Annotated in this window: 23 protein-coding genes and 1 riboswitch; of the genes, 11 read left to right on the forward strand and 12 right to left on the reverse strand. The window is 64.2% G+C overall.

The genetic code is table 11. The features are described 5' to 3' along the window. The first annotated feature begins 26 nt into the window (after positions 1–26). Positions 27–1,766 carry a hypothetical protein gene (locus DBV08_RS21120; protein WP_124568738.1) on the forward strand — a complete coding sequence of 580 codons (1,740 nt, stop codon included), beginning with the start codon at positions 27–29 and terminating at the stop codon, positions 1,764–1,766. Here the strand turns inward: DBV08_RS21120 and DBV08_RS21125 are convergent. Next, positions 1,713–2,927, reverse strand: coding sequence for a glycosyltransferase family 4 protein (locus DBV08_RS21125; protein ID WP_019747129.1), 1,215 nt, complete (start codon positions 2,925–2,927; stop codon positions 1,713–1,715). The genes DBV08_RS21120 and DBV08_RS21125 overlap by 54 nt on opposite strands. A 173-nt stretch (positions 2,928–3,100) precedes the next feature. Here DBV08_RS21125 and DBV08_RS21130 point away from each other — a divergent pair, with 173 nt between their 5' ends. From DBV08_RS21130 to DBV08_RS21150, 5 genes are all read left to right on the forward strand, one after another. Beyond that, positions 3,101–3,871, forward strand: a complete 771-nt coding sequence (locus DBV08_RS21130) for a bifunctional 2-polyprenyl-6-hydroxyphenol methylase/3-demethylubiquinol 3-O-methyltransferase UbiG (RefSeq protein WP_003945692.1) — start codon at positions 3,101–3,103, stop codon at positions 3,869–3,871. Between the two features lie 4 nt (positions 3,872–3,875). Then, positions 3,876–4,763, forward strand: a complete 888-nt coding sequence (locus tag DBV08_RS21135) for an ROK family protein (protein ID WP_124568739.1) — start codon at positions 3,876–3,878, stop codon at positions 4,761–4,763. A gap of 139 nt (positions 4,764–4,902) precedes the next feature. Then, entirely contained in the window at positions 4,903–6,090 is a 1,188-nt protein-coding gene (locus tag DBV08_RS21140; protein ID WP_124568740.1) for a phosphotransferase family protein, read from the forward strand. A 1-nt stretch (position 6,091) separates the two neighbouring features. After that, positions 6,092–7,261 (forward strand): hypothetical protein, encoded by a 1,170-nt coding sequence (locus DBV08_RS21145; RefSeq protein WP_124568741.1) that lies wholly within the window; start codon positions 6,092–6,094, stop codon positions 7,259–7,261. Positions 7,262–7,265: 4 nt separating this feature from the next. Then, on the forward strand, positions 7,266–8,711 hold the full coding sequence (locus tag DBV08_RS21150) for an aldehyde dehydrogenase (RefSeq protein WP_003945530.1): 1,446 nt from the start codon (positions 7,266–7,268) through the stop codon (positions 8,709–8,711). Positions 8,712–9,042: 331 nt separating this feature from the next. On the opposite strand, the gene DBV08_RS21155 is transcribed toward DBV08_RS21150, so the two are convergent. From DBV08_RS21155 to DBV08_RS21175, 5 genes are all read right to left on the reverse strand, one after another. Further along, a complete protein-coding gene (locus tag DBV08_RS21155) occupies positions 9,043–9,744 on the reverse strand; it encodes a (2Fe-2S) ferredoxin domain-containing protein (RefSeq protein ID WP_124568742.1) in 702 nt (233 codons plus the stop codon). Then, positions 9,741–10,802 (reverse strand): ABC transporter substrate-binding protein, encoded by a 1,062-nt coding sequence (locus tag DBV08_RS21160; protein WP_124568743.1) that lies wholly within the window; start codon positions 10,800–10,802, stop codon positions 9,741–9,743. The genes DBV08_RS21155 and DBV08_RS21160 overlap by 4 nt, the downstream gene beginning before the upstream one ends. Then, positions 10,799–11,617: an ABC transporter ATP-binding protein gene (locus DBV08_RS21165; RefSeq protein ID WP_081557424.1), complete on the reverse strand. Its 819-nt coding sequence runs from the start codon at positions 11,615–11,617 to the stop codon at positions 10,799–10,801. The genes DBV08_RS21160 and DBV08_RS21165 overlap by 4 nt, the downstream gene beginning before the upstream one ends. Next, positions 11,614–12,621, reverse strand: a complete 1,008-nt coding sequence (locus DBV08_RS21170; RefSeq protein WP_124569039.1) for an iron ABC transporter permease — start codon at positions 12,619–12,621, stop codon at positions 11,614–11,616. The genes DBV08_RS21165 and DBV08_RS21170 overlap by 4 nt, the downstream gene beginning before the upstream one ends. Before the next feature lie 115 nt (positions 12,622–12,736). Next, a riboswitch (cobalamin riboswitch) is annotated at positions 12,737–12,874 on the reverse strand. Positions 12,875–12,890: 16 nt separating this feature from the next. Beyond that, a complete protein-coding gene (locus DBV08_RS21175) occupies positions 12,891–13,499 on the reverse strand; it encodes a TetR/AcrR family transcriptional regulator (RefSeq protein ID WP_124568744.1) in 609 nt (202 codons plus the stop codon). A 52-nt stretch (positions 13,500–13,551) separates the two neighbouring features. Between DBV08_RS21175 and DBV08_RS21180 the strand changes: the two genes are divergently transcribed. From DBV08_RS21180 to DBV08_RS21190, 3 genes are read left to right on the forward strand one after another with little or no spacing between them, the layout of a single operon-like run. Beyond that, complete coding sequence (locus tag DBV08_RS21180) at positions 13,552–14,490, forward strand: alpha/beta hydrolase (RefSeq protein WP_124568745.1); 939 nt, start codon at positions 13,552–13,554, stop codon at positions 14,488–14,490. 10 nt (positions 14,491–14,500) lie between these two features. Further along, entirely contained in the window at positions 14,501–15,460 is a 960-nt protein-coding gene (locus DBV08_RS21185) for a cation diffusion facilitator family transporter (RefSeq protein ID WP_124568746.1), read from the forward strand. A gap of 29 nt (positions 15,461–15,489) precedes the next feature. Then, positions 15,490–15,795, forward strand: coding sequence for a hypothetical protein (locus DBV08_RS21190; RefSeq protein ID WP_124568747.1), 306 nt, complete (start codon positions 15,490–15,492; stop codon positions 15,793–15,795). A gap of 58 nt (positions 15,796–15,853) precedes the next feature. On the opposite strand, the gene epsC is transcribed toward DBV08_RS21190, so the two are convergent. The 6 genes from epsC to DBV08_RS21220 all read right to left on the reverse strand — a co-directional run bounded on the left by epsC (position 15,854) and on the right by DBV08_RS21220 (position 22,405). Next, complete coding sequence (gene epsC, locus DBV08_RS21195; RefSeq protein ID WP_003945907.1) at positions 15,854–16,432, reverse strand: serine O-acetyltransferase EpsC; 579 nt, start codon at positions 16,430–16,432, stop codon at positions 15,854–15,856. A gap of 5 nt (positions 16,433–16,437) precedes the next feature. Beyond that, a complete protein-coding gene (gene cysK, locus DBV08_RS21200; RefSeq protein WP_003945916.1) occupies positions 16,438–17,373 on the reverse strand; it encodes a cysteine synthase A in 936 nt (311 codons plus the stop codon). Positions 17,374–17,554: 181 nt separating this feature from the next. Then, positions 17,555–19,384 (reverse strand): phosphoenolpyruvate carboxykinase (GTP), encoded by a 1,830-nt coding sequence (locus DBV08_RS21205; RefSeq protein WP_003945806.1) that lies wholly within the window; start codon positions 19,382–19,384, stop codon positions 17,555–17,557. A gap of 277 nt (positions 19,385–19,661) precedes the next feature. Further along, entirely contained in the window at positions 19,662–20,006 is a 345-nt protein-coding gene (locus DBV08_RS21210; RefSeq protein WP_124568748.1) for a DUF6802 family protein, read from the reverse strand. Positions 20,007–20,139: 133 nt separating this feature from the next. After that, on the reverse strand, positions 20,140–21,480 hold the full coding sequence (locus DBV08_RS21215) for a hypothetical protein (RefSeq protein ID WP_260395683.1): 1,341 nt from the start codon (positions 21,478–21,480) through the stop codon (positions 20,140–20,142). After that, positions 21,473–22,405 carry a GTPase domain-containing protein gene (locus tag DBV08_RS21220; protein WP_260395684.1) on the reverse strand — a complete coding sequence of 311 codons (933 nt, stop codon included), beginning with the start codon at positions 22,403–22,405 and terminating at the stop codon, positions 21,473–21,475. Before DBV08_RS21220 ends, DBV08_RS21215 begins: the two co-directional genes overlap by 8 nt. A gap of 163 nt (positions 22,406–22,568) precedes the next feature. Between DBV08_RS21220 and trmB the strand changes: the two genes are divergently transcribed. Both trmB and DBV08_RS21230 read left to right on the forward strand, forming a co-directional pair. Beyond that, a complete protein-coding gene (gene trmB / locus DBV08_RS21225; protein WP_037132323.1) occupies positions 22,569–23,327 on the forward strand; it encodes a tRNA (guanosine(46)-N7)-methyltransferase TrmB in 759 nt (252 codons plus the stop codon). After that, positions 23,324–24,031: an NYN domain-containing protein gene (locus tag DBV08_RS21230; protein WP_003945733.1), complete on the forward strand. Its 708-nt coding sequence runs from the start codon at positions 23,324–23,326 to the stop codon at positions 24,029–24,031. The genes trmB and DBV08_RS21230 overlap by 4 nt, the downstream gene beginning before the upstream one ends. Positions 24,032–24,038 lie beyond the last annotated feature (7 nt).

The raw sequence follows: 24,038 nt of genomic DNA on the forward strand, positions 1-24,038 counted from the left end.
ATGATGCACCACGTATCGTGCGCGTCATGACAGTGCAAGCCGGATACCGCCGTTACCTGCCTGCGGCGTACAGCCTGGCGCTGGCACTGTTGATCCTCGGACCGCTGCTCGGCCCCGGCTACCTCCTGCTGCGCGACGCCGTCAGCACGCCTCGCTCGTACCTGACCGACTCCGCCCTCGGACTCACCGACGCCGCAGCCCGCGCTGTTCCCCAGGACGCGCTGATCGCAGCGTTGAGCACCGTGATCGACGGCGGACTGGTGGTCAAGTTCATCCTGCTCGTGGCGCTCTGGCTCGCCGGTTGGGGTGCGGCGCGCATGGTCGCCGTCCTGCTGCCGACGGCCGGTGTCGGTCCACAACTGGTCGCGTCGACGGTAATGCTCTGGAACCCCTACGTGGCCGAGCGCCTGTTGCAAGGACATTGGAGCCTGCTGACCGGATATGCCGCACTGCCGTGGATCGTGTGTGCCGGGATCGGAGTTCGCCGAGCCACGCCCGGGTCCTGGTGGGCGTTGGCCGCGTCACTTGCATTCGCGGGCCTGACACCTACCGGCGCTCTGCTCGCTCTGACGGCCGCGCTGGTGGTGGTTGCCACCCCAGGAGGCCGAACCTCGGCCATGCGGCGTGTCTGCGGCGCTATCGGGCTGTTCCTCGTCGCCGCCTCGCCGTGGTTGGTCGCCACCTTCGTATCCGGAGCAGCCGGCGACGGTTCCGATCCGGCGGGAGTCGCCGCCTTTGCCGCCCGAGCGGAACCAGGCCTCGCGACACTCGGCAGCCTCGCCGGTCTCGGCGGTATCTGGAATTCGGCAGCGATACCGTCCACGCGCACAACACTCTTCGCGTTGGTCGGAACAGTTCTTCTACTTGTCGTGGTGTTTACCGGTGTGCCCGCTCTATGGCGCCGACGCCGGAACCCCGTTGTCAGTGGACTCGGCGCGCTGGCCCTGTGTGCGGTGCTCGCTCCGACCCTGGGCGCCACTCCGTGGGGGCTCGACGTCGGCCGATGGTCGGTCGAGGTTTTCACCGGCGCCGGGCTGCTGCGTGACGCGCAGAAGTGGGTCGCGCTGGCCGTACCGTTCTACGCACTCGCTGCCGCCGCCGCGGTGATGTGGGCGGGCAATCGGTTCTCCCTTCCCCGCCCGACATTCTCGATCGCCGCCGTCGTGGTGACGATCGTGGCGCTACCGGATCTGGTGTGGGGCGTCGGCGGCGCGTTGAAGCCCGTGCACTATCCCGGGTCCTGGACCGTGGTGGCCGAGCAACTACGAGACGAAACCGGTGACGTTGCAGTGCTTCCCGCCGGGATGTTCCGTGCCTTCCCCTACAGCGGTGATGCGCCGGTACTCGACCCAGCACCACGCTTCCTGCCCCTCGACGTGCTGCAGACCGGCCAACTGGTGGTTGCCGGTGGTGCTGTCGGCGGTGAAGGAACCCGGGCCACCCAGGTCGAGGATCTGCTGCTTGCCGGCGGGAGTCCTACGCAGTTGGCCGATCTCGGAGTCGGATGGGTACTGATCGAGCGTGAGACACCAGGTCAGCTCGGCAAGGCGGCAGCGACACTCGACGGCTTGGAACAGGTCTTCGCCGACAACGATCTCGAGCTCTACCGGGTACCGGGAGATGTTGCCGCGCAGGAAGCCTCGACCGGCGCCCGAACGGCCGTCATAGTTGCGCATCTCGCCTGGATACTGATGGGCGTGATCGCGCTGATCTCAGTCGGACTGAACCAGAACCGAATTCGACTCGCGCGGCGCGGCCAGTCCTGAGACCCACCGACCGTCCTTGTGTGCGGTCAGCACCTCGAGCACTCCGGTGCCGGTCTGCTCCCAGGAGAACTCGCCCGACCACACCCGAGCTTTCTCACCGAGCACCGTGCGGAGTTCGTGGTCACGGAGCAGGGTGCCTGCAGCCTGCGTCAGATCAGCGATATCGCCGTCGCCGGCGTGCTCGCCCCCGACCAGAAGGCCCGTCACTCCGTCGACGATCGAATCGGTCAAGCCCTTGGAACTGCGGTAGCCGATCGTCGGAACACCGTGCTGCGCAGCCTCGATGACCGCCAGGCCCCATCCTTCCTTCCGTGAAGGCATGAGGTGAATCCACGACTGCGCAAGGAGTTCATGTTTACGGGCCTCGTCGACGTGACCGTAGAACGAGACGGCGTCACCGATTCCCAACTCTGCGGCGCGATCCCGCAGATTCTGCTCCCACCAACCGCCACCGATGACGTCGAGATGGATGTCCGGAAGCGTCGGACGCAGAGCTGCGACGGCCTCGAGTGCGTCCTCGATCTGCTTGTGCGGCACCAGTCGTGAGAGAACCGAGATGGTGGGACGCTCGGCCCTGGTGATCGATCCACCCGCATCGACGCCGACGGGGAGCCGATCGGCACCGTTGCGCACCACGGCAATTCGTTCGCGCTCGACACCGAGATCCACCAATTCTTCGGCCGAAGGAAGCGACACCGTCAGATACTGGCTACGTCGATGGGTGCGCGGTGACAATCGCGATTCGACCCACCAGCCGATCCGACCGACGAGCTTGCCTGCCACCGGCCATTGTTCACGATGGCAGTGATGGACCAGAAGCGTGACCGGCGCACCGGCCACGGTCTTCGAGAAGAAAGGGATGCCGTTCTGGGTGTCGATCACCGCGTCGGGGCGGATGCCCTTGAGCGATCCGAAACCCAGACGCCCGGCGGCAATGGCAGCCAGAGCGCGGGGGTACACGCTGAAACGACCACCGGCCCGGCTGATGGTGATGCCGTCTCTAACCTCCGACGCGGGCGCCCCGGGATACGACGCCGTCCGCAGCGTCACCTTGATGCCGCGCTCGGCCAACTGGGATCCGACCTGCTCGAGGTAACGCTCGCTTCCACCGCCCTGGGGATGCCCGGTATCGCGCCAGCAGAGCAACAGAACCTCGCGCACGTGCGTTACTCCCTGAGTTGGTCGGTGGCCACCCCGGTTCGGGCGATCCTGCGGGATGCCCCGCCTGACCGGCCGGTAACCCTGCCGAACACCCTAACTGTTCGAGCGTCCGTATTGCCGCGCTCCTGACGGTGTTCGTGGACCGGGCGGCCCAGTGGCTAAAGTTGCTACCCGTGACCAAGCCCGCAGTGACCCGCATTTTCGGCCGACGGGCAACCCTGAAACGCTCGTTCGGCCTGCTCAGCGACTTCCGCCACGAGCAGTCCGCGCCCGATATCTTCTACGGCGCGCTCGCGCGCGACTCCGTCGAATTGATCTCGGACCTGCACGAAGGTCACACCGGACGATCCCTCGACGGTCTCACCGTCCTCGACGTGGGCGGCGGTCCGGGCTATTTCGCGGAGGTCTTTCAAGCCGCAGGTGCCCGCTACATTCCCGTCGAACCCGATCCTTCGGAGATGCACGCAGCGGGTCTGACGGTGGGCGGCGCGGTGCGTGGATCCGGTTTGGCACTGCCGTTCCTGGACTCGTCCGTCGACATCTGCTTCTCCTCCAACGTGGCCGAACACGTCAGTGAACCCTGGCTGATGGCCGAGGAAATGCTGCGAGTGACCAAGCCCGGCGGCTTGATGGTTCTCTCGTACACCCTGTGGTGGGGTCCGTTCGGTGGCCACGAAACCGGACCGTGGCACGCACTGGGCGGTGAGTACGCGGCCAAGCGGTACCTCCGCAAGACCGGACGCGAACCGAAGAACAGATTCGGGGTGTCGTTGTTCAAAGTCGGCGCCACCGACGGCTTACGCTGGGCCCGTGGAACCAGCCAGGGCACATTGCTCGCCGCGATCCCCCGCTACCACCCGTCGTGGGCGTGGTGGATGGTCCGAGTCCCCGGCCTGCGGGAGTTCCTGGTGAGCAACCTCGTCGTGGTTCTCGAAAAGCGATAGCGACATGCGCCTCGCACTCGACATCGGTGGCACCAAGATGGCTGCCGGCGTCGTGTCCGAGGACGGCCGTGTTCCCGTAGTCGACAGCGTTCCGACGCCGCAGACCGACCCGTGGGGAGCGTGTGCGGCGCTGCTCCAGCGAGTCGCCGACGGCCGAGACGTCGACGGTGTGGGCATCGCGTGCGCCGGGCCGGTGGACACCGATGCCGGCGTCGTAGCTCCCATCAACATCTCCGAGTGGGCACAGGGATTCGAGCTGGTAGCGGGCGTCCGCAGCGTCTTTCCCGACGCCGGAACCGCCCTCGCCATGGACGGAGCCGCAGCGGCTTTGGCGGAGTTCCACCACGGCGCCGGACGCGGGACCCCGAACCTCCTGAGCCTGGTCGTCTCGACGGGAATCGGCGGCGGAATCGTTCTCGGCGGCGAGATTGCTCGGGGTCGCACGGGGAATGCCGGTCACATCGGCCACCTCGTCGTTCCAGGCTCTGCCGAACCGTGCAGCTGCGGGGGCGTCGGCTGCCTCGAGACGGTGGCCAGTGGGCCCGCCGCGGTGCGATGGGCTCGTAGCCAGGGATGGACGGGCACCACCGGCCGTCAGCTCGCCGAGAGCGCACACAGCGGGGACACGATCGCCGTGGACTCACTTCACCGCGCCGGCACGGCACTCGGTGGCGCCATCGCCTCGGCGGCCGCCCTCCTGGATGTGGACCTCGTGGTGATCGGCGGCGGTTTCGCCCAGTCGGGTGCACCGCTGTGGGAACCGATGCTCGACGCGGCTGCCCGACATGCCCGTTTGTCGTTCATTCAAGAGCTCCGGATCGTTCCCGCCGAGCTGGGTGGCGCCGGAACTCTGACCGGCGCGGGCTTGCTCTCGCTCACCGCCGTTATCTGACACGCGTTCTTCCCCGATAAATCCGCAGGGAGTCCCACTAAACGGGTGCCACCTGTTCCCAATTTCTGTAACGTGTTTTAGTGTTCTGACTCACACCGTTACGGGCATTGCACGTGACGCCTACGGGAAGGAGGTGACCGTGAGCCCAGACGCTTCCTCATCTGACGTTGCCTCGACCGCTTCTTCGACAGATGACGCCGAGCATCACGCCCAGGTCGCCCGACCGAGCGATTCCCTCCGCGACACCGAAGACCTCCGTGAGCGACTGGAACGGTGGATGGCCGGGAAGGTGCCGAGCGGATCCACTGTGACCGTCGCCGACGTCACCTTGCCCGCAGCCAACGGCATGTCCAGTGAAACCATTCTTTTCGACGCCACCTGGGACGGCGATCATCATCCCTTGGTCGCCCGGGTGGCGCCGACGGAATCGACCATGCCGGTGTTTCCGACGTACGACCTCGAATCCCAGTTCCGCACCATGGCTCAGGTGCGAGAGCATTCGGCGGTGCCCGTGCCTGCGGTGTACTGGTCAGAGTCCGATCCGGACGCGTTGGGTGCCCCGTTCTTCGTGATGGAACGAATCTCCGGCGACGTGCCGCCCGACGTCATGCCGTACAACTTCGGATCTTGGGTCACCGAAGCGTCCCCCGAGCAGCGAAAAACCCTCCAGCGCAGCTCGGTCGGCGTCCTGGCTCAATTGCACGCCATCGACAAGCCTTGTGAGCGTTTCGACTTCCTCCAACTCCCGAATTCGGGAACGACTGCACGAGAAGCATTCACGGCGCACATCGCCGAGCAGCGCGCGTACTACGAGTGGGTGGTTTCCGACGGCGTCAGATCACCGCTCATCGAACGTGCCCTCGACTGGATCGAGGAGAACAATCCCGCGGACGATTCTCCGGCGGTGCTCTGTTGGGGCGACTCGCGCATCGGCAACGTCATGTACCAGGACTTCGCGCCGGTAGCCGTACTCGACTGGGAAATGGCAACTCTCGGCCCACGAGAGATGGATCTGGGCTGGATGGCATTCCTGCACAGGTTCTTCGAGGACATCGCCGGACTGGCCAACCTACCCGGTCTTCCCGACTTCCTTCGACTGCCGGATCTCGCGCAGACCTACGCCGAGATCACCGGCCACACCCCACACGATCTGGAGTTCTATGTTACCTACGCCGCACTGCGCCAGGCGGTGATCATGTGGCGAATCCAGGCCCGCGCCATAGCTTTCGGGCAGTCGCAGCGCCCCGAAGACCCTGACGACATGATCATGCACCGCGCTTCGCTCGCCGCGATGCTCGACGGTACCTACTGGGAGAGGTTGGCCTGACATGCTCTCACCGATGGACGACTATCCCGTTCACCAGATCGCCGAACCGATCCGTCACGTAGCCACCTCGGATCGAAACTTCTACGACCGCTACTACTTCAACTGCTACCCCACCGAATCCCCCGACGTGTTCCTCATCGTCGGACTCGGCCAGTACCCCAACCTCGGCGTCATGGACGCATTCGCAGTGCTTCGCCGCGGCGACGACCACATCGTTGCTCGCATGTCGAAGGCTCTGGGCACCGACCGTACCGACACCACCGTCGGACCTTTGCGCATCGAAGTGCTGGAAGGGCTGCAGAAGCTCCGTGTCGTCCTCGAGCCGGGCAGCGACTACGATCTCTCCTTCGACATCACCTTCGATGCCACCATCCCGGCAGCGCTCGAGCCCAAGCACTTTCGCCGCCAACTCGAACGAGTCACGTTCGACACCTCACGCTTCCTGCAGACCGGAACCTGGACCGGATCGCTCACCGTCGACGGGGAGGAACTCGCGATCGACCCCACGACATGGCGGGGAAACCGCGACCGCTCGTGGGGCGTGCGACCGGTCGGAGAAGCCGAACCGCAGGGCAGACGCGCCGTCGACGGAATCCAGAACTTCTTCTGGATCTATGCGGTCATGCAGTTCGACGAGTTCACGATTTCGGTGATCATGCAGGAAGACGAACAGGGCAGGCGCATCGTCGAAGAAGCCATGCGGGTGTGGCCGGACGAAGCCAGGGACAACGAATGGCTCGGCCGGCCCGAACACGAGTTGACGTTCTGCCCCGACACCCGCGACGTCACCGGAGCGATCGTCACCTTCCACCGGCCGGGCGGTGAAGTCCTCACCGTCACCTGCGAACTGTTGCTGGCCAACTACATCGGAATCGGCACCGGCTACGGACTCGAACAGGACTGGCGTCACGGAATGTGGCAGGGCGAACTCGTCGTACAGGGACTGCGCCACAAGGTCCACGAGATCGAACCGTTCCAACGCATGTTCTCCCCCGTCGACAATCTCGCGTCCTTCACGCTCACAGAAGGCACGAACACCAACACCGGCACCGGTCTTTTCGAGGTAGCCGCCATCGGACCGCACGAGAAATACGGATTCACCAGTTTCACCGACACCGCACAGGCAGACGACGCGTATGCCCTCGCGGCGACCGACAACACCGAGGAATGAATTGATGACTGACTACGACAAGCTCTACATCGGTGGAGCATGGGTGGCCCCGGCCACCGACCAGGTACTCGAAGTGTTCTCTCCCGCAACGGAGGAGCGCGTCGGCAGCTGTCCCATCGCAGCACCGGCAGACATCGACGCGGCCGTGTCCGCAGCCCGCGCGGCGTTCGAGGGACCGTGGTCACGCACCACCCCCGCCGAGCGCGGCGCAATCCTCGCCAAGGCCGCCAAGCTGATCGAAGAGCGCAGCGCGGAGATCAACCAGCTCATCTCCAACGAGATGGGTCAGCCGCCCGCCATGGTCGGCATGATGCAGCAGACCCCGTCGATGGCGACGCTGGGCTACTACGCCGAACTGGCCGACAAGTTCGCGTGGGAAGAGAAGCGCACCGGCGCATTCGGGCAGACCAAGGTGACCCGTGAGCCCGTCGGCGTCGTCGCCGCCGTGCTGGCCTGGAACGTCCCGCTGTTCCTGGCGATCAACAAGCTGGCACCCGCACTGCTCGCCGGCTGCACCGTACTGCTCAAGCCCGCACCCGAATCCCCTCTCTCCGTCCACGTGATCGCCGAGATCTTCACCGAGGCAGGTGTTCCCGAAGGCGTCATCTCGGTACTCCCCGGCGGAGCCGAGACCGGCGAATACCTGGTCTCTCATGCGGGCATCGACAAGATCACCTTCACCGGATCCAGTGCCGTCGGCCGCAAGATCGGTGCCATCGCCGCGCAGAACCTCAAGCGCTGCTCCCTCGAACTGGGTGGCAAGTCCGCCGCGATCATCCTCGAGGACGCCGACATCGCCGCCGGAATGCCGATGCTCGTCATGTCCGGCCTGATGAACACCGGTCAGGCCTGTGTCGCTCAGACCCGAATCCTCGCTCCCCGTTCGCGTTACGACGAGGTCATCGAGGGAATGAAGACCGCGGCAGGCTTCATGACCGTCGGCGATCCGTCCGATCCCGCAGCACAACTCGGCCCGCTGATCTCCGAGAAGCAGCGCGAGCGCGTCGAGGGATACATCGCCAAGGGCAAGGAAGAAGGCGCACGCGTCGTACTCGGTGGTGGACGTCCCGCCGGCCTGGACAAGGGCTGGTACGTCGAGCCGACGATCTTCGCCGACGTGGACAACTCGATGACCATCGCACGTGAGGAGATCTTCGGACCCGTTCTCTCGGTGATTCCGTACGACTCCGAGGACGAGGCCATCAAGATCGCCAACGATTCCGATTACGGCCTCGCCGGATCGGTGTGGACCACCGACATCGATCACGGACTCGAAGTTGCCGCGCAGATCCGCACGGGTACCTACGCGATCAACTGGTACGCCTTCGATCCCGGATCACCGTTCGGTGGTTACAAGAACTCCGGTATCGGTCGCGAGAACGGACCCGAGGGCCTCGAAGCATTCTGCGAGACCAAGTCCGTACTCATGCCGCCCGGCTACGTGGGCTGACCCACCCGAGGCCAGCACCCTTTGCTGACAGTTGGCACCCGTTCCGACCTGCCGGAACGGGTGCCAACCCCATGAAATGGGTGCCAACTCCCAGCGAATCCACAGATCCACCCGGTACCGTCGAAAACGAATCAGTCATCTCACAAAGGACATTCATATGCTCACCAACGCCATCAACGCTTTCCTCGCACTCTGGGGCAGCGCCTCCGTCGGCAGCAGTGGATACCAGATCCCGCCGGGAACCCTTCCGTTCGGTTCCTGAGACAGGACAACAGAACCCGCTGAGCGCACGTCGCGCTCAGCGGGTTCTTTGCTCTCACCGACTCTGCATCTATCGGTCCAGAACGTGATCCACCAAGTGATCCTCGTGACCGGACACCAACGCGTCGGCGTCTCCGGCGTTCACATGACCGAACCACGTACCACCAGGGTTCGCGATCACCAACGGCCCAAGGTTGCACGGGCTCAGACAACCCGTTCCCGTCACCTTTGCCGACGTTCCTTTGGCCGCGGCGCTCATGGCCCGGTGCAACGGTCCCGCTCCGTACGCCATACAGCGCGGGCCCTTGCACACCAACAGATGAGTCTCGTGCGGTTCGATCACGGACCAGGCCGGACTGCGATACGACGCCGGACTGGCAGTGATCGGCTTTCCCGCCGAGTCGAGTTCGTCGATCACCTGCGCGGCCACTGCACCTTCCAAAGATTCCGATTCGTGTAGCGACACTTCCAGTTCGGCGTCGATCCGGGTTTCACGCCAGTTCGCGACCGCCTTGCTGGTCCACGTGAGCAGGTACCGATCCCTCGGAACCGCAACGGGAATCAACACGACCTTGTCCACGTCATCGGTATGCGCTCGATCGAGTTCCTCGTGAAGGCTCGGCGAGGAGACATCGAGGTACGCAACGCAAACGTCGACGTCTGTGCCCGCCTGAACAGCGTCGAGCATCCGCCGTGCAGCCGACTCGTCCAGGCCACTGACAGTCGGCCGTAATACGACGATCACCCGACGCGAGGACCGATTGTTGCTCATGCCGACGGCGCGGTTGTCCAGTCGATGCTGCTCGACGGAGCCAGCCCGAACTCTTCGATCTTCGCGCGCAACTGTTCCGCGCCGTAGATGTTGGGGAATCCGCTGGTGAACATGGCGAGCGGAAGTACGACGAAGCGGTTCTGCTTGACGGCGTCGAGGTCGCGTAGGCCTTCTCGGCTCTTGATCGCGTCGATCTTCCCCTGTACTTCGTCAGCGCTCTTCTTGTAGTCCATGATCACGATGACGTCGGGTTCGGACTTCGCTACGGTCTCCCAGCTCGCTTTGAACCAGGTGTTGTCGACATCGGCGAACACGTTGGTTCCTCCGGCCGCGTCGATGATTCCGTTGGGGGCTCCGTTGCCTCCGCTGGTGTACAGATCTTCTTCACCGCTGTCGTAGATCAAAACCTTCGGCTTGTCGGCGGCATCTGGCGCGGACTCCAGACGTGCCAAACGTGAATCCAATTCGGTCAATGCCTCGGCGGCGGTGTCCTCGGTTCCGAACAGCTTTCCGTAATTGGTCACGTCCGCACGAAGGGCATCCCACGGACCCATCGTGCCGAGCGCGGAATCCGCTGCGGCACTCTGCCGACAACTATCGGAGATCACATATGCATCGATGTTGTTGCTCTGCAGCGATTCCGGCGTCACGCCGGAGGCTCCCTTGAACAAGCCGCTGTAGGAGCCGACCACCAGGTCCGCCTGCTTACCCAGAATCGTCTCCATCGTGATCGTTCCGTCCAGGTGTGGGACATCCGCAATTCCAGGGCCGAACATCGACTCCATGACCGCGTCGTTGTTCGTGTTCAACACGACGGCCGCGAGACGATCCAAACCGCCGACTCGGAGAATGGTGCCGATATTGGCCGCATTGCTTGTCGCAACTACGTTCTCGATCGGAAGCTGGAAAGTGCTTTCGGTCCCGCAGTTCTCCAATGTCACCGAAGTCTTGTCTGCAGCTTCGTCCACCGGTGCAGTTGCCGAGCAGCCGGCAACTGTCAACAACGCTGTCGCGGCTACAACCGCACCGAACGACGCGCGGGTCTTGACATGTATCAAAGTGCACTCTCCGAAAATGATTGTTGTAGTTGAGAATTTCGTGATTCGAATACGAGGTGTGAACGGCCTGTCGCGGGGTTCACGAGCTCGAAAGTCTCGACGCCGAAGACAGTTGCCACCACCGAGGTGGTGAGTACGTCGGATGGATGTCCGAACGCCCTGGCCACTCCATCCGCGAGCACGAGCACCCGATCGCACACTGCCGCAGCCAAATCGAGGTCGTGCAGTGCCATGATCACCGTCCGGTCCAACGACCGGACCAGATCGAGCAGTTCGAGTTGATGCCGGATGTCGAGATGATTGGTCGGCTCGTCGAGGATGAGCACACCGGCGTCCTGTGCGAGACCTCGGGCGAGAAACACCCGCCGACGCTCACCGCCGGACAGCGTGTCCATCGAAGAGAACCGGTGCTCGATCATTCCGACCTCGCCCAGAGCACGATCGACGACGGCATTCTCGTGCTTTCCACCGACGCTCCAGGGCTTTGCATGTGGTGTGCGGCCCAGACTCACGTACTCGTGAACCAACAAATCGGCGGGACTCTGCTCTTCCTGCGCCACAAAGGAAATGGCTTTGGCCCGCGACCGCGCGGGCATCGCGTGCACGGAGTCGCCGCCGACACGAATGTCACCGCCGGCGATCGGCCCGAGACCGGCGAGAGCACGCAAGAACGTCGACTTGCCCGAGCCGTTCGGACCAACCACGCCGACCACTGCGCCGGCGTCAGCCGCGATGTCGACGCCTTTGACGATGGTTCGACGGTCGATGCGGACAACTACTCCGGACGCGGTCAGCGCCAGGGCTCGGGCGCTCACGAACTGCCACCGAATCGGTAGCGCCGACGGCCGAGAAGCAGGAGAAACAGCGGGGCGCCGATCACCCCGGTCACCACGCTCAGTGGGATCTCCGTCGGTCGCAGCGAGGTCCGCGCCACGACGTCGACCCATACCAGGAACGACGCGCCGATCAGTGCTGCCGCCGGCAATACCACTCGATGTCTGGCTCCGACGATCATGCGTGTGACGTGCGGTATGACCAAGCCTACGAAGGCAATCGCGCCGGACACTGCAACCATCGTGCCGACCAACGCTGCCAGCACTCCGAACAACACGTTTCGCAGGGTGCGGATGGGAATACCGAGCGAAGCGGCGACGTCCGGCCCGGCCGCCAGTGCGTCGAGCCAACCGTGCAGGGCGAACACCGCTGCCGTCAGCAGGACCACAACGATGACCGGCACCCACAACTTGTCCCAGGAGGCCCCGGCCAAACTTCCCAGGAGCCAGAACAATACGGACTGCGCGGCCTGGGAATCATTGGTACGCAGCACCAGAAAACTCGCGATCGCCGACAGGGCGGATGCGGTAACGGTGCCGGTCAGAACCAATCGCAGTGGAGTGATGCCGCCTTGCAGCGTCGCGATGGTGAAGACGAGAATCGCAGCTCCCAGTGCTCCGATCATCGCACCGAAGCTGAGCGCCCACACTCCCGCGCCGGCGAACAGTCCGGTGGTGATGACGGCGGTGGCACCGACACTCGCGCCGGACGACACTCCCAGCAGGTGGGGATCGGCGAGAGCGTTACGGACGAGGGTTTGCACCACCGCACCGGCGACGGCAAGACCAGCGCCGACAGCCAGACCGAGCAGTACCCGCGGTGCTCTGATTCCCCACACGATCGCAAGTTCGGAACGCGTGACGGGTGGGCCTCCGAAGCGCGAGTGCACCACCTCCACCACAGTGGACACGGGGAGCATCTCGGATCCGAATGCCAACGCGCACACAGCAGAGAGCACGGTGACGACCAGCAGAGCGGGCAGCACGATACCCGGACTGAGCCGTCCTCGAGGCGCACCGGCCTTCGGCGAAGGCAGGTGGGTAGGTGGAGACAGAGCTCCGCCAACAGCATTCATGGTGTGACCGATCCATCCTCGTGGCATGACACAACGTCAACGAGGGTGGTATCTGGCTACGGTCGACGCGTGGACGACCTCACAGTGGCGGGACCGCGCCGGAATTGCACCGACTTCCCATTACCTCGATGATGACGTCAGAACCATAACGGACCGCAGTCACCATTCGATACACCGGATCAGGATTCCGACGCGATCATCGATCTCGCCTGCCGCACGACGGCTTCCGTTCGCACGCGAAGTTCTTCGGGTGAATCCGATTCCAGCACAACCCGATGCACCTGGCCGTCCACGGCAGTCACAGTCAACCGCGACGTCAACAACGCATCGTCCGCACTGAAACCACGACTCTGCAAGTATTCCGAAAACCCATACACCAATTGATGATTCATGTGATCGACCTGCTCGATGAGCTCAGGGGTCCGAGGAACCTGATCGTAGAGCAGGTGGAAGAACTGTCGCGGATTACTGTTCACTTCGATCGCGCACTCCACCAACGACCTGACAGCCTCGTCCGGAGTGAGTTCACGCTCGACGATGTCGGCAAGGCAGACCGCAAAACGTTCCCGCGCGGCACTCACGTGACGGTTCGCCAACTCCGAGAGGATCTCGTACTTGTCGCCGAAATACTGGTAGAGCGAGCCCACCGAGACGCCTGCCTCGTCAGCGATCCGGTTGGTGGTCGCCGCCATGCCCTCCGACGCGAAAACGCGAGTAGCTGCCTCCAGGATCACGTCGTAGGTAGCCCTCGAGCGCTGCTGGGAGGGCCTTTTCCGCCGAGTCGACACGGTCCTCCGATGCGAGTTGTCAGCCGCGACGCCGGTACCGAGAATTGTGTAGGTGACCAGCGCCGATTACTCGAAGTTTATGCCCGACCGGTACACCGCCCACATGCCGGAGCCGACCACGACGTGGTGGGAGTGGAACGGCAACACCGTCCACGTCGCACGGGCAGTGGTTCCAGACGCGCCGGTTCGGGTTCTCGGTATCCACGGCGCCGGCGGGTACTCGGGCGCGTTGTGGCCGTTCGCCGGGATCGGCGTGAAACTCGGAGCCGAAGTCCTCTTCCCCGATCTTCCGCTGTACGGCGACACCGTCGTAGGCGATCCCGCCGGCGTCCGGTACGAGCAGTGGGTCGAACTCCTCTGTGACCTCGTCCGGGCCGAGAAAGCAGCCGACGATCGGCCGCTGGTGCTTCTGGGAGCCAGCATCGGCGGTCTGCTGGCCTACGAGGTAGCCGCGCGGACCGGTCTGGCCGACGCCGTCGTCGCTACCTGTCTGCTCGATCCCTCGAATCCGTCGGCCAGAGCTGCCGCGGCGCGGTTCGGCCCGATGGGTGTCTATGGCGCTCCCCTGATGCGCCGCACCGAACGACTGGTGGGCCGTATCCGCGTGCCCATCCGTTGGGTCGCCGACGTCGCGAACATGAGCAGCAACCGTGAACTCGCGACGCTGTGCGCAACCGATCCGCGCGGTGGCGGTGTTCGGGTGCCACTCGGATTCCTCAGCAGCTACTTCTCGTTCGAGCACACCGCGCCCGAATCATTTCGGACCACGCCCGTCCTGCTCACCCACCCGGCCGACGACCGATGGACGCCACCCGAACTGAGCCTGCAGTTCCTCCGCCGCATCAACGCACCCACCGAATTCGTGATGCTGGACGGGTGCGGGCACTTTCCCGTCGAAGAGCCGGGCCTGACGCAGTTCCACGACGCCGTCGACACACTGCTGCGCTCCGTCGCCGAGCGTCACCGCACGAAACCGTCGCCACCCGCCTAGCCTGAAGTTCGTGAGCATCGAACCCAAGGCCGAGCCGACGGGAAACGGCGACGAGAGCACCACGACAGTCGTTCTGGCGTTTGCGGCGAACGCGCTGATCGCCGGTGCCAAAACGGCGGCCGCCATCGTCACCGGATCTGCATCGATGGTCGCCGAGGCCACCCACTCCTGGGCCGATACCGGCAACGAAGTGCTGCTGCTGATCGCGAACCGCCGCTCGAAACGGGTACCGGACCGAGACCAGCCACTCGGGTACGGCCGGGAGGCCTACATCTGGTCGATGTTCGCCGCCCTCGGACTGTTTGCACTCGGCGCGGGTGTGTCAATCACCCACGGCATCCAGGAACTGTTCCATTCCGAACCGGCCACCGACTTCGGTGTCGCCTACGCAGTCCTCGGCGTCTCGTTCGTCCTCGAAGGCATCTCGTTCCGGCAGGCGTACAAGCAACTCCGCACCGAAGCATCTGCCGTGAACCGCGACGTGATGGCCCAGGCGCTCAACACCTCCGACCCGACGACCCGGGCCGTGTTCGCCGAAGACGCTGCGGCACTTATCGGTTTGGTCATCGCGTTCGTCGGTGTTCTGCTGCACCAGATCACCGGTTCACCGATCCCCGACGCCCTCGGTTCCATCTTCGTCGGCATTCTCCTCGGGGTCATCGCGATCATCTTGATCGACCGCAACCGCCGCTTCCTGGTCGGCGAAGAGGCCTCGCCGACGCTGCGAGCAGCAGCCGTCGAAGCTCTCACCCAACTACCCGAAATCAACCGAATTACGTTCCTGCGCATGGAATACCTCGGGCCGCGGCAGGTGTACCTGGTGGCCAGCGTCGATCTGGTCGGTGACTACGCGGAATCCCGAGTGGCCCACACGTTGCGCGAACTCGAACGCTCACTCGAGCAGAGTCCACGCGTCGTGCGGGCGATCCTGACCCTCTCGACGCCCGAAGAACCGTCGATCACAGTCTGAACTCTACGGCCGGGCGATAGGCTTGTTCGATGCGCGCACTGATCGTGATTCTGGCGGTTCTGGGATTTGTCGTCGGGGGAATTCCCCTGGTGGGCAGTCTGATCGACGTGATGACCAGTCCCGACGAGACAATCGTCTATCAGGGTTCCTACGTACCACTGCGCGGCGTCCAGATGGCTCGGGACTACGAGTCGTCGATGAACATCGCTTTCGACGCCCGATCGGACGATCCGCGCTGGCTCGTCCTTGCCTGCTATCCCATGATCGGAGCAGTACTGGGTGCTTTGACGGCCGTCGTACTGGGACGTCTCGGGTGGCGCCTGACGCGACCCTGAGCAGACGCCGATGACCACCCGTCGTCTACACGAGGGTGGCCATCGAAGAAGGACAGCTTCAGATGTACATCGCAGGATCGATGTAACTGTTCGGGTCCACCAGTTTCTCCTTGGTAGTCCGTGGCCGCGCCACCGCCGGGATACCCGTCGCGATGGATTCGGCCGGAACATCTCTGGTGACAACGGCATTGGCGCCGATAGCGCTACCTTCACCGATGACGACAGGTCCGAGGATCTTGGCACCAGCGCCGACGGTGACCCGGTCACCCAGCGTCGGGTGACGCTTGACCTGCTCGAGCGAGCGACCACCGAGAGTGACGCCGTGATAGAGCATCACGTCGTTACCGACTTCGGCCGTCTCCCCGATCACGACGCCCATGCCGTGGTCGATGAAGAACCGTCGACCGATGGTGGCGCCCGGATGGATCTCGATGCCGGTGACGAAGCGCGTCAGCTGCGAGAGCACTCGCGCCGGGCCACGTAAGGCGGGGACGGCCCACATGCGATGCGCAACCCGATGCGCCCAAATGGCATGCAGCCCTGAATAAACGAGCGCGTTCTCCACATTGCTGCGCGCGGCAGGATCCTGACCGCGCGCAGCCTGCAGGTCCTCGCGAATTGTCCCGAGGATACTCACAAGTCTCAGTCCCGGATGTGTTCGAACAGCGGGGTGGAGATGTAACGCTCGCCGAAGTCGCACACGACAGCCACGATCAGCTTGCCGGCATTTTCCGGACGCTTCGCCAACTCGAGTGCGGCCCAGACGATGGCACCGGACGAGATGCCGCCCAGGATGCCTTCCTTGGTGCCGAGCGCGCGAGCGACCTCGATGGAATCGGGGAACGAAACGTCGATGATCTCGTCGTAGATCTCACGATCGAGGACGTCGGGCACGAAGTTCGCGCCGATTCCCTGGATCTTGTGGGGGCCGGGCTGGCCACCGTTGAGGATCGGCGAGTCGATGGGCTCGACGCCGACGATCTTGACCTCGGGCTTGTACTTGCGAAGGGTGCGTCCGACGCCGGTGATGGTGCCGCCGGTGCCGATGCCGGACACGAAGATGTCGACGGCGCCGTCGGTGTCGGCCCAGACCTCTTCGCCCGTCGTGGCCTCGTGGATGGCCGGGTTGGCCGGGTTCGCGAACTGGCTGGCCGAGACTGCGTTCTCGGTCTGCTCGACGATTTCCTTGGCCTTGGCGACTGCACCGGCCATGCCCTCGGAGCCCGGGGTCAGGACGATCTCGGCGCCGTAAGCACGCAGCATCACGCGACGCTCGGTGGACATGGTCTCGGGCATGGTCAGGATGACCTTGTAGCCGCGAGCAGCACCGACCATGGCGAGTGCGATACCGGTGTTACCACTGGTGCCCTCGACGATCGTGCCACCGGGCTTGAGTGCACCGGACTTCTCGGCGGCGTCGATGATCGCCACGCCGATCCGGTCCTTGACGCTGTTGGCCGGGTTGTAGAACTCGAGCTTGACGGCGACCTGTGCGTCCAGGCCCTCGGTCAGACGGTTGAGCCGCACGATCGGGGTGCGCCCGACCAATTCGGTCACGTTGTTGTAGATCCCGCTCATATCTGGTCCTCCTGAGGATCGAGTGTGTCGACCCGCTCGCTGATCACTGCTTTACGGCTGAACTGCATAACGGCTGAACTGCTTAACGGCTACAGGCAAGGGCATACAGACGACCGATGCCGCATCGGTTCATCAAATTGAACCAATGCGGCATCAGGCCACTACATACGGGGGCGGTTTATCAGGCCAACCGCTGCTTCAGAGCTTCGAACTCGTCACGAATGCCGGTCGGCAGCTTCTCGCCGACGAAGTCGAACCACTCTTCGATGAGCGGGATCTCGGCCTTCCACTCGTCGATGTTGACCGCGAGGGCCTCGGTGATGTCGGCGTCCGACACGTCCAGTCCTTCGATGTCGAGTGCCGATCCGGTGGGAACGACGCCGATCGGGGTGTCGATGCCGGCAGCCTTGTGCTCGATGCGCTCGACGATCCACTTCAGGACGCGAGAGTTCTCGCCGAAGCCTGGCCACAGGAAGCGTCCGTCGTCGCCGCGGCGGAACCAGTTGACGTAGAAGACCTTGGGGAGCTTGGACGCGTCCGCGGACTTGCCGAGGTCGATCCAGTGCTGGAAGTAGTCACCGACGTTGTAGCCGAGGAACGGCAGCATCGCCATCGGATCGCGGCGAACCGTACCGACCTGGCCTTCGGCTGCTGCGGTCTGCTCGGAGCCGACCGTTGCACCCATGAAGACGCCGTGCTGCCAGTCGCGAGCCTCGGTGACCAGCGGAACCGTCGTCTTGCGGCGTCCACCGAAGAGGATTGCCGAGATCGGCACGCCCTTCGGGTCGTCCCACTCGGGAGCCATGATCGGGCACTGCGACATCGGGGTGCAGTAACGCGAGTTGGGATGAGCCGCATGGGTGCCCGACTCGGGCGTCCACTCGTTGCCCTTCCAGTCGATCAGGTGCTGCGGGTCGCCTTCGAGGCCTTCCCACCAGACGTCACCGTCGTCGGTCAGAGCGACGTTGGTGAAGACCGTGTTGCCCTGGTCGATGGTGCGCATGGCGTTGGGGTTCGACGACCAGTTGGTGCCGGGAGCCACGCCGAAGAAACCGAATTCCGGGTTGACGGCGTAGAGCTGTCCGTCCTCACCGAAACGCATCCAGGCGATGTCGTCACCGAGGGTCTCGGCGCGCCATCCGGGGATGGTCGGCTGGATCATCGCGAGGTTGGTCTTGCCACAAGCGGAGGGGAATGCCGCCGCGATGTAGTAGGCCTTGTCCTCGGGCGAGATGAGCTTGAGGATGAGCATGTGCTCGGCCAGCCAGCCCTCGTCGTGCGCCATTGCCGAAGCGATACGCAGCGAGTAGCACTTCTTGCCCAGGAGAGCGTTTCCGCCGTAGCCGGAACCGAAGCTCCAGATCTCACGATCCTCGGGGAAGTGGGTGATGTACTTGGTGTCGTTGCACGGCCACGCGACGTCTTCCTGGCCTTCGGCCAGCGGAGCGCCCAGCGAGTGCAGCGCCTTGACGAAGAATCCGTCGGTGCCGAGCTTGTCGAGAACCTTGCTGCCCATGCGGGTCATGACGCGCATGGAGACGACGACGTACTCGGAATCGGTGAGCTCGACGCCCAGCTTCGGATCCTCGGCGTCGAGGGGACCCATGCAGAACGGCACGACGTACATGGTGCGTCCACGCATGCAACCGCGGTACAGGTCACCCATGAGGGTGCGCATCTCCGCGGGGTCCATCCAGTTGTTGGTGGGGCCTGCGTCGATTTCTTCCTTCGAGCAGATGTACGTACGCGATTCGACTCGCGCGACATCGGACGGATCGGAGTTGCCGAGGAAAGAGTTCGGCTTCTTCTCGTCGTTGAGGCGGGTGAAGGTTCCTGCCTCGACCAACTTCGTTGTCAGTCGGTCCCATTCTTCGTCCGAGCCGTCTGCGAAGACGACGCGATCAGGCTGGGTGAGTTCGGCAACCTCTTGCACCCATGCAAGCAGTTCCTTGTGCTGCGTGGGGGGCGTGCCGTCAGTTCCATTGAGACCGGGAATGGTCGCTGAGGTCATCAAACTCTCCTGGGGTGAGCCGGAACCGGGTTCTCGTGACACCGGATGCGAACTGCAGCGCCCCGATACCAGTCGATCCCGGTGTCCCCCTCTCGACGGGGTCCAGCCGCGTCATCCACTCACGTGGATTTCACGGACGCCGGGTGTCCTATGTATTGAGGTTAACGCTGGCTGTTCACCTGCAGGTAATCGGGTGCGGTCAGAAATGTCACAGAAACGATTCAGTTGGTGTGTTCAGGTGCCTACCCGGCGCTCAGAGCACATAAACGGAAGCTTTTCAGAGCGCTCCGGCATCGATTTTCTGCCACACGAGGGCGCCTTCGTCGTCTCGACTGCATTCCCAGGCCGAGTAATCCCCGTCCGACTCGATCATCGTGAGGCGATCGGCGCTACCGTCACGATCGAAATCGGACACGATCACGACGGCGTCGTCGGTGTGGACGACACGGCTGTCGACCGTTCCGTCACCGTCCAAGTCGAAGGCGTCGAAGTTCAGGTCGCCGGCGTCGACCGGTCCCGACGAGGGCCGGAAAGTCTCGGGCTCGATACGCCCCGGATCGAGTGGTTCGGCGTCGAAGCCGTGCCCGTCGATGTGTCCGGGCGTGATCAGAAATGCGTCCATTACTCCCCCTACTGGATGGTGACCTACTGCTTCGGCAACCCCTACCGAAACCGTCCGCTCAGTATTACCAGACCCCGACGATCAGTCGAGGCCGAAATTGCGGCGCTGTGGAGAACTCCGCACTCGCGAAACGTCAGTAGGCGGCGTTCAAAACGGCGAGGTCGCGCTCGCACGACGCCAGTTGACCCGATCTGGCCGCAGCAAGCTCACGAAGTTCACCGTCGATCTCCGCGATTCGGGCCTGCGCCGACGCCAACTGCTCGCGGCTCTCCGCCATGATCGCCGCTCCCAGATCTGCTTCGGCCTCGAGCAGCACGCTCTGCACTCGCTGCTCCCACTGTGCGCGAACGGTCGACATCGATTCGACGATCCACGACCTGGAGTGGGCACGATCCGCCATCAGCGCGCGAGTTCGCGCCAACCACCAGGCCGCGGCGCCACCCAGAACCAACGTCACGGGGATGCTCGCGAACTCCAGGGCCGGAATCATCTCCAGCGGAGTCACCGCGATCCGGCCGAGGCCGAGGCCCGCGGACGCGCCGACAAGAATTGTCACGCGTTCCTCGTTTCCGCGCTGACGGCCCGGCGGGTTCTCCGGAACCCGTGGGGAAGGCATGTACCCGGTCGTGCCCGCCACTTCCACCGCTGCCGCCATCGCGGCATCGAAGACCCGGGTGTGATGGTCGACCTCGTGCTGCAACCGCATCGGCATGCTGCCCAATTCGGCTCGCGAGGCCTCGTCGACCCAGCCACGTGCCCCCGCGACCGTCGCCCGGGTTGCGTCGGCGATCTGTTGCAACAGATCCCCGCGCGCTCGCTGCAGTCTGCTTCGGACCTGCACCAGGCGTTCGCCTCGCCGTCCGTCACGGTCTGCGAGCAGCTGTGATCGCTCGGCCCGCAGTTCGGCACCAGGAACACTGTCACGCAGATTCCGGATCTCCATCTCGACCATCCGGCGCGTCTGTGCGATGACACCGGAATCCGAACCGCCTGCTTCCCTCTCCCGTGCCGCCCGGCTCACGACCTCGACGAGCGACTGCTCTTGACCAGGCGCAATCGGGACCACCGGGGCCTGAGCAAAAGCGGTGCAGTGCGAAGTGAGAATCTCGGCATCACGCCGGCGCACAGCCTGCCAGTCTCGGTAGACGTCGACGCGGGTCAGCGCCACCACCACCGGGGTTCCGCTCGCGGCGGCATCGTCGAGGAGAAGAAGATCCTCGCGCCCGATCACACTGGCGGCGTCGACGACCAAAAGTACGACGTCGGCGTCCACCTCGCGTGTCACTGTCGAACAATTGTCCGAGGCACTGAACATCTGCGCGACGTCTTCCCATCCGCACCTCGACGGGCCGACGACGTAAATGCGAGTGCCACTGGATGTTTCGGCGGCGACCTGGCGACCCGGATCGGATGCCGGATTCCATCGCTGCACCACGCGCAGCACCGAATCCGGAAGTACCGAAACGCTATTCATCGGTCGCTACCGGAGCGGAGCGATCGCCCCCGAGCTGCGCCCACCGACGCACATACCCGCGGCGAATCAGTGAGACCCTTTGTTGCGGAGCCTGTTCCGACTCGTCCACGAGCCGGCCCCACCACCGACTGCACGTGCCCGCGTCGTCAGCGGTCCGAGGATCGGGAGGCTCGCCTTGACGAAGGGCTCGAATTTCGGGGCTCGTCATCGCCGCCGCGGCACTGAACAACACCGCGGAGTCCGACCTCAGATACATCTCGATCTCGTCTCTACCGGCGGCGTTGCGCGAGGCAGATTGCGTCAGCGCCGGGCCGATCTGCTCGACTCGGCGCCACCACTGCGTCTCCAGGACCGGGCCGAGGGCCGCGAACAACTCTTCGACGCCGCGCCCGGTCAATGTCTCCACCGGAACCGTGTGCACGCCGACGGTCTCCGAGATTTCCGCCGCCCGTCCCAGTGCCTCGTCCCAGCGCGGCCCGAACAGGTCGGCCTTGTTCGCAGCCACCACCGCCCGATCCGAGACTCGGGCGATCGCTCGGCGGTCGACGTCGCGGACCGCGTCTACCACTACGTAGACAACGCAACGACGACCCAGATCGGGGTTCGACGTTCCGGGGACGTCGAATGCCCGCGACTCGGTCACCACAACCGGTGCGCCGACGACTCTGCGCGAGAACCGGTCGTCGCGCCCCAGGATCCGCGCCAACGACGACCGCCCCACCCCTGCCCGTCCGGCGACCACCAGCTCGAGCGGCGCAGTCAGTGATCCGAGCACGGAGTGAACCGTCTCCGCGGCTCCCGAATCGATCGACGTCAGCCGATATGCCAGAGCGCGCAACTGGTCGATCGGCTCCGCGCAGGCGTCGTCGATCGATTCTGCGGGCAACATTCGTGACCAATCACGGCATGCAAATCCTGTGTTCATCCCCACCCCACGTCCCCATCGTGTCGGTGAGATTCTGTCAGGTTCTCGGCAAGGACGGCAGGTGACACCACCCTTTCGTCGACTGTCCGAAGTCGGCGGATTCAGGACTTTCCGCGGAAAGTCTCAACTCAAACTTCAGACCCGTCTGCGCTAAACGGGGATCATGCGTGACAATGGGTTCGTGAACGAAGCCGATCAGCATGCACCGCAGACCCCAGACACGGGGCAGACGGACCACACCAAGGGGTCCCGTCTCCATCCGAGAGTGACCAGCTTTCGCTCTCGCCGGGGTGCTCTGACCGACGCACAGCAGCAGGCTTGGGACCGTCAGTGGCCGCTCATCGGCGCCGACGTCTCGGACACACCGCTCGACGCGAACGCCTGGTTCGGACGCGAAGCACCCCTGATCATCGAGATCGGTTCGGGTACCGGCACCGCGACGGCCGCAATGGCCAAGGCGGAGCCGCACGTGAACCTGATCGCGATCGAGGTGTATCGCCCGGGGCTCGCGCAGCTTCTGCAGCAGGTCGAACGTGAAGAGATTCCCAACGTCCGCGTACTGCGTGGTGACGCGATGGACGTACTGGAGAACATGGTCGCCCCCGAGTCGCTGACGGGTGTCCGGGTGTTCTTCCCGGATCCGTGGCCCAAGGCCCGCCATCACAAGCGTCGCCTGCTGCAGGGGCCGACGTTCGCGCTGATCGCCAACCGCCTCAAGCCTGGCGGAGTGCTGCACGTGGCAACCGATCACGCCGAGTACGCCGAATGGATCGAAGAAGCCGGCAATGCCGAGCCGCTGCTGACCGCGCTCGACTGGGAGTCTCCGATGACCCACGAGCGTCCGGTCACCAAGTTCGAGGACAAAGCCCATAAGGTCGGAAGTGCAATCACCGAGCTTATATGGGGGAAGATCAGAGCATGAGCGTCAGCGAACAGCTATCCGACGACGTGACGTCGTCGGAATCTCCTCTCGACTTCGGTCGTGACTCCCGCCACCCCAAGCGGGTGCTTCTGGTCTGGGACGCCCCTAACCTCGACATGGGCCTCGGCGCCATCCTCGGTGGCCGGCCTACCGCCGCCTACCGGCCACGATTCGACGCGTTGGGTCGCTGGCTGCTCTCTCGCACCGCCGAACTGTCCGCACAGAACAGCGGCACGCTCGAGCCTGAAGCGACCGTCTTCACCAACATCGCCTCCGGCAGCGCCGACGTCGTTCGTCCTTGGGTCGAAGCCTTGCGTAACGTGGGTTTCGCGGTGTTCGCCAAGCCGAAGGTCGATGAAGACAGTGATGTCGATTCGGACATGCTCGAGCACATCGCGCTCAGGTACGGCGAGGGCCTCGCCGGAATCATGGTCGCGTCCGCCGACGGCCAAGCGTTCCGCGAACCCCTCGAGGACATCGCAGCAACCGGCATCCCCGTGCAGGTTCTCGGGTTCCGTGAACACGCCAGCTGGGCTGTGTCGTCCGATATCTTGGACTTCGTCGATCTCGAGGACATCCCAGGTGTCTTCCGTGAGCCTCTGCCACGGGTAAGCCTGGACACCCTGCCCGACGAGGGCGCCTGGTTGCAGCCGTTCCGACCGCTTTCTGCCCTGCTCATCGGGCGAAAAAGTGTTGCCGAGTAGGAGTTGA

It is taken from the genome of Rhodococcus sp. KBW08 (genome assembly GCF_003852455.1).
GTDB classification, from domain to species: Bacteria; Actinomycetota; Actinomycetes; order Mycobacteriales; family Mycobacteriaceae; genus Rhodococcus_F; species Rhodococcus_F baikonurensis.

Bases quoted from the DNA above. Each gene is read 5' to 3' on its own strand.
- DBV08_RS21120 (WP_124568738.1), top strand. From the start codon at position 27: ATGACAGTGCAAGCCGGATACCGCCGTTACCTGCCTGCGGCGTACAGC.
- DBV08_RS21135 (WP_124568739.1), top strand. From the start codon at position 3,876: ATGCGCCTCGCACTCGACATCGGTGGCACCAAGATGGCTGCCGGCGTC.
- DBV08_RS21145 (WP_124568741.1), top strand. From the start codon at position 6,092: ATGCTCTCACCGATGGACGACTATCCCGTTCACCAGATCGCCGAACCG.
- DBV08_RS21150 (WP_003945530.1), top strand. From the start codon at position 7,266: ATGACTGACTACGACAAGCTCTACATCGGTGGAGCATGGGTGGCCCCG.
- DBV08_RS21155 (WP_124568742.1), bottom strand. From the start codon at position 9,744: ATGAGCAACAATCGGTCCTCGCGTCGGGTGATCGTCGTATTACGGCCG.
- DBV08_RS21190 (WP_124568747.1), top strand. From the start codon at position 15,490: ATGCGCGCACTGATCGTGATTCTGGCGGTTCTGGGATTTGTCGTCGGG.
- cysK (WP_003945916.1), bottom strand. From the start codon at position 17,373: ATGAGCGGGATCTACAACAACGTGACCGAATTGGTCGGGCGCACCCCG.
- DBV08_RS21205 (WP_003945806.1), bottom strand. From the start codon at position 19,384: ATGACCTCAGCGACCATTCCCGGTCTCAATGGAACTGACGGCACGCCC.
- DBV08_RS21210 (WP_124568748.1), bottom strand. From the start codon at position 20,006: ATGGACGCATTTCTGATCACGCCCGGACACATCGACGGGCACGGCTTC.
- DBV08_RS21215 (WP_260395683.1), bottom strand. From the start codon at position 21,480: ATGAATAGCGTTTCGGTACTTCCGGATTCGGTGCTGCGCGTGGTGCAG.
- DBV08_RS21220 (WP_260395684.1), bottom strand. From the start codon at position 22,405: ATGAACACAGGATTTGCATGCCGTGATTGGTCACGAATGTTGCCCGCA.
- trmB (WP_037132323.1), top strand. From the start codon at position 22,569: ATGCGTGACAATGGGTTCGTGAACGAAGCCGATCAGCATGCACCGCAG.
- DBV08_RS21230 (WP_003945733.1), top strand. From the start codon at position 23,324: ATGAGCGTCAGCGAACAGCTATCCGACGACGTGACGTCGTCGGAATCT.